The following is a 5819-nucleotide window of genomic DNA, read 5'->3' on the forward strand; positions in this document are numbered from 1 at the left end:
TTTTGTTCACTGCAATTCACCTCAAACGCCTTTAACCGAGTCATCCATTGATTTTATTGTGCTCGCATACCTTTATTTAATTGATTGTATTGTTTTATTTAACATGTTTTATGGATTTATTTTTGTTCACTGCAATTCACCTCAAACGCCTTTAACCGAGTCATCCATCGATTTTATTGTGCTCGCGTACCTTTATTTAATTAATTGTATTGTTTTATTTAACATGTTTTATGAATTTATTTTGTTGACTGCAATTCACCTCAAACGCCTTTAACCGGGCTATCCATTAATTTTATTGTGCTCGCGTACCTTTATTTAATTGATTGTATTGTTTTATTTAACATGTTTTATGAATTTATTTCGTTCACAGCTATGTCCTCATTGTCATGGGCTGCCGGAGGTGTAATTGTTTTACCCAGCATTTCGTCCCGGGAAATTCTCCACAGCACGTACTTTATTCCGCCCGATATGAGATCGGCCATTTTCATGACTGTACCCAGTCTGGTATTCTGGAGTATAAGAAAATCCATAAAACCGCTGAAATTGACTATCCCGGTTATATGCATATCACCAATGGGCTTGAGGTCCTTGTTTACGGCAGAGCCCGGCTTTATGGGCCCCTTCCCTATTATGATATGGCCTATATGGTCAACCTTCCCGAGGCATGCATCTATTGCGATAATAAAAGGATTATTAAACTTCTGATTGATCTCCTTTGTGATCTCATCAATGTTTTTGGCATGAACCGGGGTATCCAGATTTCCATATACATAAACCCTGTCGCTTCTGAGGCTTTTCAATTTATGCCCTATAATGGGTCCCAGGCTGTCTCCTGTTGATCTGTCGGTTCCTATACACACAAACACTATTTGATTATCACCGGTTCTGCATGCTTTCATATACTGGTACATTGCTTCCGAAAATACTGCGAAGGCATTTGCTGCTGTTGAATCAACATATATCGGATTTGTAGCTTTCGTCCCCAGACTCATTGTCTCTTCTCCATTTCATATTCGTTTTTAGTTATCCTCAGGGATGATTAAATAATGACTACCCCTGGAATGAAGAAAATTTCCTCGTCCAGGAATCGGGCTTATTATTTAGTCATTCCTTAGTATTGACAGAAATTGAGCCGATTAATATTTTTATAATCATTTCAGCCTTTTTAGAATAAACTATGTTAAAATATATGTAGTCTTAGTCAGTATCTATGATATTTTTCTAAGTATTATGAGAAAGGTTGATTCTATTGCCATACAGATTGAAAAAGAAACTTGGTACTACAGCTTGTAACTTTATTGAAGATATAATTGACGGAATGCAGGACTGGGTCCGCGTTATCGCCCTGGACAGCACCGTGCTCTTCGTTAACAGATCAATGCGTCAGGCCTTAGGCAATAGAGATATAATAGGTCGGAAATGTTACCAGACTCTGGGACGTACATCACCTTGTCCGAATTGTATTTCAAGAAATAACCCTACCGACTGGTCGGCCAGTAAGGAAGAAATCATAGGCGGACGTATTTTCTCGGTGACCAGTTCTCCTTTGAGAAATCAGGAAACCGGAGAAGTAGAAGCTGTTATAGAAGTCCTTCACGACATTACCGAACTAAAAAACCTGAGCAGGGAACTGGAAAAACAGAATGCCAAGCTCAGAGCCGATCTGTCAATGGCCAGAAGGCTTCAATGCAGCCTCCTTCCAAATAGCCAGCTCAACACAGATAAAATTGATTTCAGTTTTATATACAGACCGTGTGAGACCCTTGGCGGAGACTTCCTTGATATTTACCAGATAGATGACACCCATATCGGTGTTTATATTGCCGACGTGTCAGGGCACGGAGTGGCTGCCTCAATGCTGACAATGTTCCTGAGAACAGCCCTTGATAAAAAGCTGCTGTCACCTGCCAGGACTCTTAACCAGCTATTTGAATATTTCAATAGGAACGGCTTTGCCGATGAGTTATACATAGCAATCTTTTATGGGATTATAGATATATCCAACTACACTTTTACATACTCAAACGCAGGGTTGAATGTTTGCCCCGTTATCTTTTCCAAAAATAGCACACAAATATTGAGAGCGCCGGGAATCCCCATAAGCAACTGGGTTGAAAATCCTGAGTATGTGGAGGTTGTAGTTAATATATATCCCAGGGACAGAATGTTTTTTTATACAGACGGTATAATAGAATTAAAGAATACTGAAAATGCGCAATTCGGAGAAGAGCGCATAGTCCAGCACCTGCTTGAATCCGGTGTGGAGCCCTCTATTGCCTTATCAGGACTTGTTGACAAAGCCATAGCATTTGCAGGGAAAAAGGATACTAATGAGATAATTGACGATATTACTGTTGCATTGATTGAAATAAAATAAATTTTGGATATGTGGTGCAAAATGCACTATTATGGAGGTTTACGTGCTAAGTGATGATATTTTATCAAACATTGAAAAATACAGGCTCCAGGGATATATTATTCCTCATCCGTCTCTGATTAAAACTCAGGAGCAGCTTGAGGGAATCAGAATAAGCGGTAAAATAACCACTGAGATCCTTGACCTGCTGGATAGGGAAATCCACCCGGGAATGACAACTGCACAAATTGATAAGCTGGTCTATGATTATACCGCTGATCATGGAGCTGTTCCTGCCACCTTGAATTACAACGGTTTTCCAAAGAGTGTATGCACTTCGATTAATGATGTGGTATGTCACGGAATCCCCAATGACAAAACCGTTTTAAAGCCGGGGGATATTATTAATATAGATGTTTCTACAATTCTGAACGGGTTCTTTTCAGACGCCAGCAGGATGTATCTGGTTGGAGAAGTATCCCCTCAGGCCAAAAGACTTGTGAAAGTGACCAAAGAGTGCCTGGAGCTGGGTACCAGGCAGGTAAAACCTTACGGATCAATAAATGACATAGGCAGGGCCATTGAACCATATGCAAACCAGAATGGATATACGGTTGTACGGGATCTTGGCGGCCATGGTGTCGGACTTAAATTTCATGAGGAACCCCACGTAGACCACTTTGAAAAATCAGGCAAGGGAGTTTTGATGCTTCCCGGTATGGTATTTACAGTTGAACCCATGATAAACGAAGGCGGCTATAGTGTTAAAATGGCACGCGACAATTGGACTATCACCACCAGAGATGGTTCCTTGTCGGCTCAATGGGAATACACCATTGCAGTGACTGAAACCGGCTACGAGATACTTGCCGGATAACGGACGCTCAAATAAAGCTCAAATAAAAGTACACGCCTGAAATTGCAGTTCATCACTTGCGATGAACCGTACAAATTTCAGGCATGTACTTTTTTTGCATTCCATTTACTAAAGCCTGCTCCTGTCATTTTGAGGCATCTAAAAACCACTGAGCCAGCTGATCCACTCCTTCTCCCGTTCTGCAGGATATTTCGAAGATTTCCGCCTTCTCGTTCAAAGCTCTGACACCCTTGTAGAAACTGTCCCTGTCAAAATCTATATATGGCATCAGGTCAGTTTTATTCAGGACAATTATATCTGCCAGTTCAAACATCGAGGTGTATTTATAAGGCTTGTCATGGCCTTCCGGAACACTGGCGATTACCATTTTTATGCCTTCCCCAAGATCAAAGGAGGATGGGCAAACCAGGTTTCCCACATTTTCAATAAACAAAATCGTACCGTCGTCCGGATTCAAGCTCTCAACAGAAGCTTTAATCATATTCGCATCCAGGTGGCAGCCGCCCCCCGTATTAATCTGTATAACGGGCTTACCCAGCTTGTCTATCTTTTCGGCATCGATGCTGGAGGCTATATCCCCCTCGACCACCGCAACATTCACCTTATCGCCAAACGCTTCCATCAGCCTTAATATGGTGCTGGTTTTCCCCGAACCCGGAGAAGCCATTATGTTGACAGCCTTAATTCTCTTTTTCTGAAAATAGTCTCTATTTTCTTCTGCAAGCTTATCGTTGGCATGCATTATGTTTTTCATAACTTTAACTTCCATAAGTACCTCCATCTTTTATATTTATAAATTATTGTTCTTGAACCTGAAGTTCCTTCTGTTACTTTCGCCGTCATTTCCAGGATGTTCACTTTTACTGAGTATAGGCAGGTTCAAACCGAATTTAACAGATATCATCCTTATGGAAAGAACAACTGCTATACATATGTAAGTATTCACATTTATATTAACATTATCATAAAACAGATAAAACAGCACCGATCCGATAATGGACGGAATGGCATATATCTCGCTTCTGAAGATCAGCGGGATTTCATTGACCAGGATATCCCTTAATATTCCGCCCCCCACTCCTGTTATAACGCCTGCGAAAACGACTCCCAGCAAGGGCAATCCATATTCTATTGCCCTGTAAGTGGCCGTTACGGTAAAAACACCCAAACCAATGGCATCAAATAAAATTATAACAGATATTATCCTGTTTACAAATTTATAAAGCACACAGGTCACCGCCATGGATGCAGTAATGGCGGCAAAGTACTTCCACTCGGTAAAAAACACCGGTATGTTCCTGCCAATAACAACATCTCTTATTATCCCGCCTCCGGAAGCTGTTATCATTGCCAAAACATAAACCCCAAACAAGTCAAGCTTGTTCCGGATGCCCACAAGTACTCCCGAAACCGCAAAAGCAACGGTTCCGATAATATCTACTATGCTTAAGACCAGCATTATGCTTCCCCCGGGCATTTATAACAACACACTCCCAGTTAAATATCATATTCCATAATATGATATTTGCTGGGAATAGTGAAAATCAAATCCTTTTTAATCAATTTCGAGACTCTCTATATAAAATTCTTTTCCTCTATCCGTGGGCATTCCCAGACCACCGCATTTGGGGCAGTCAAATCCCTTGGGAGGCTTGACAAAAATTTCTCCGCACTCCCTGCACTTAAATTCTGCCTTGACCCTGTTAAATACTAGCCTGGCCCCCTGCGCCGGAGTACCCTCGCTCATGATATCAAAATACATCTGCACCGAATCATCTATGATTGTGGACAAATCACCTATAACTAGACGGATTTCCAGAATCTTTGAGGCTCCGGCGCGTTTTGCTTCCTCCAGCGCTATATTTAGCATTGACTGCGTAACCGCATATTCATGCATGAATTATCACCACCATCTTTCCAGCTTTAACCGGCTTTTCGGCTGCATTTATTATATCATTCCTGCCAAAAATTCATAAGCACCGGCACATGCAGGCTGACAACACAAATGCAAATACGCCGGCTCGACAGCCGGCGTATTATAATTGTTAATTATCTGTTTTCCAACAGCGGAGCAGCATAACGTTACAAGGTGCTCCGCCGTATAAAAGTTACGCTGTAACTTTGCTGGCGTCTTCTGCCTGAACAGGCTTCTCAGCCTGCACAACCTTTAGATTTTCCTTGGTTGACACTGCTGTCTTGTGGGCTGCGCTTGCCACTATACACTTCTTTGGGCAGGCTTCCACACATGCATTACAGATAACACATTTGAACTGATTGATCTCCCAGGACTTCTCAGCCTTGTTAACCACAATGGCATTTGCAGGACACTTTCTCTGGCATATGCCGCAAAAAATACACTTATCTATTTCACAACCTTCGATCTGTCCTCTGGAATCCTTAAAAGGCTCTCTTTTTTCAAAAGGATACATTCTGGTTGCAGGTTTTGACACCAGGTTTTTAAATACATTTTCAACCATTTTCAACATATTAACCTCCATGAGCCGCATAGCGGCCACAAAATGTAATGAAAACTTATATCCTTTATCGCAATGTGGCGAATAAAGGAGGTTAATTGGCCATGTGCGC

Annotated in this window: 7 protein-coding genes; 2 read left to right on the forward strand and 5 right to left on the reverse strand. The window is 41.5% G+C overall.

Annotated features, from left to right (window positions below; all coding sequences use genetic code 11):
• Window positions 1-347 precede the first annotated feature (347 nt).
• Complete coding sequence (yyaC, locus tag T344_RS0125635; RefSeq protein ID WP_027631073.1) at window positions 348-992, reverse strand: spore protease YyaC; 645 nt, start codon at window positions 990-992, stop codon at window positions 348-350.
• Window positions 993-1249: 257 nt separating this feature from the next.
• Between yyaC and T344_RS0125640 the strand changes: the two genes are divergently transcribed.
• Together T344_RS0125640 and map are read left to right on the forward strand one after the other, a co-directional pair.
• Window positions 1250-2377, forward strand: coding sequence for a SpoIIE family protein phosphatase (locus tag T344_RS0125640; protein ID WP_051572280.1), 1128 nt, complete (start codon window positions 1250-1252; stop codon window positions 2375-2377).
• A 31-nt stretch (window positions 2378-2408) separates the two neighbouring features.
• Window positions 2409-3233, forward strand: coding sequence for a type I methionyl aminopeptidase (gene map, locus T344_RS0125645; protein ID WP_034863198.1), 825 nt, complete (start codon window positions 2409-2411; stop codon window positions 3231-3233).
• A 124-nt stretch (window positions 3234-3357) separates the two neighbouring features.
• On the opposite strand, the gene hypB is transcribed toward map, so the two are convergent.
• The 4 genes from hypB to T344_RS0125665 all read right to left on the reverse strand — a co-directional run bounded on the left by hypB (window position 3358) and on the right by T344_RS0125665 (window position 5719).
• Window positions 3358-4002, reverse strand: a complete 645-nt coding sequence (gene hypB / locus T344_RS0125650) for a hydrogenase nickel incorporation protein HypB (RefSeq protein WP_027631076.1) — start codon at window positions 4000-4002, stop codon at window positions 3358-3360.
• A gap of 21 nt (window positions 4003-4023) precedes the next feature.
• Window positions 4024-4692 (reverse strand): trimeric intracellular cation channel family protein, encoded by a 669-nt coding sequence (locus tag T344_RS0125655; RefSeq protein ID WP_027631077.1) that lies wholly within the window; start codon window positions 4690-4692, stop codon window positions 4024-4026.
• A 96-nt stretch (window positions 4693-4788) separates the two neighbouring features.
• Window positions 4789-5130, reverse strand: a complete 342-nt coding sequence (gene hypA, locus T344_RS0125660; protein WP_027631078.1) for a hydrogenase maturation nickel metallochaperone HypA — start codon at window positions 5128-5130, stop codon at window positions 4789-4791.
• Between the two features lie 211 nt (window positions 5131-5341).
• On the reverse strand, window positions 5342-5719 hold the full coding sequence (locus T344_RS0125665) for a 4Fe-4S binding protein (RefSeq protein ID WP_004628557.1): 378 nt from the start codon (window positions 5717-5719) through the stop codon (window positions 5342-5344).
• Window positions 5720-5819: the final 100 nt, after the last annotated feature.

Origin of the sequence: Ruminiclostridium cellobioparum DSM 1351 = ATCC 15832, assembly GCF_000621505.1 — a bacterium.
GTDB classification, from domain to species: Bacteria; Bacillota; Clostridia; order Acetivibrionales; family DSM-1351; genus Ruminiclostridium; species Ruminiclostridium cellobioparum.

What these genes read in the sequence shown, in the direction of transcription:
- yyaC (WP_027631073.1), bottom strand. Translation starts at nt 992, where the DNA reads ATGAGTCTGGGGACGAAAGCTACAAATCCGATATATGTTGATTCAACA.
- map (WP_034863198.1), top strand. Translation starts at nt 2,409, where the DNA reads ATGGAGGTTTACGTGCTAAGTGATGATATTTTATCAAACATTGAAAAA.
- hypB (WP_027631076.1), bottom strand. Translation starts at nt 4,002, where the DNA reads ATGGAAGTTAAAGTTATGAAAAACATAATGCATGCCAACGATAAGCTT.
- T344_RS0125655 (WP_027631077.1), bottom strand. Translation starts at nt 4,692, where the DNA reads ATGCTGGTCTTAAGCATAGTAGATATTATCGGAACCGTTGCTTTTGCG.
- hypA (WP_027631078.1), bottom strand. Translation starts at nt 5,130, where the DNA reads ATGCATGAATATGCGGTTACGCAGTCAATGCTAAATATAGCGCTGGAG.
- T344_RS0125665 (WP_004628557.1), bottom strand. Translation starts at nt 5,719, where the DNA reads ATGTTGAAAATGGTTGAAAATGTATTTAAAAACCTGGTGTCAAAACCT.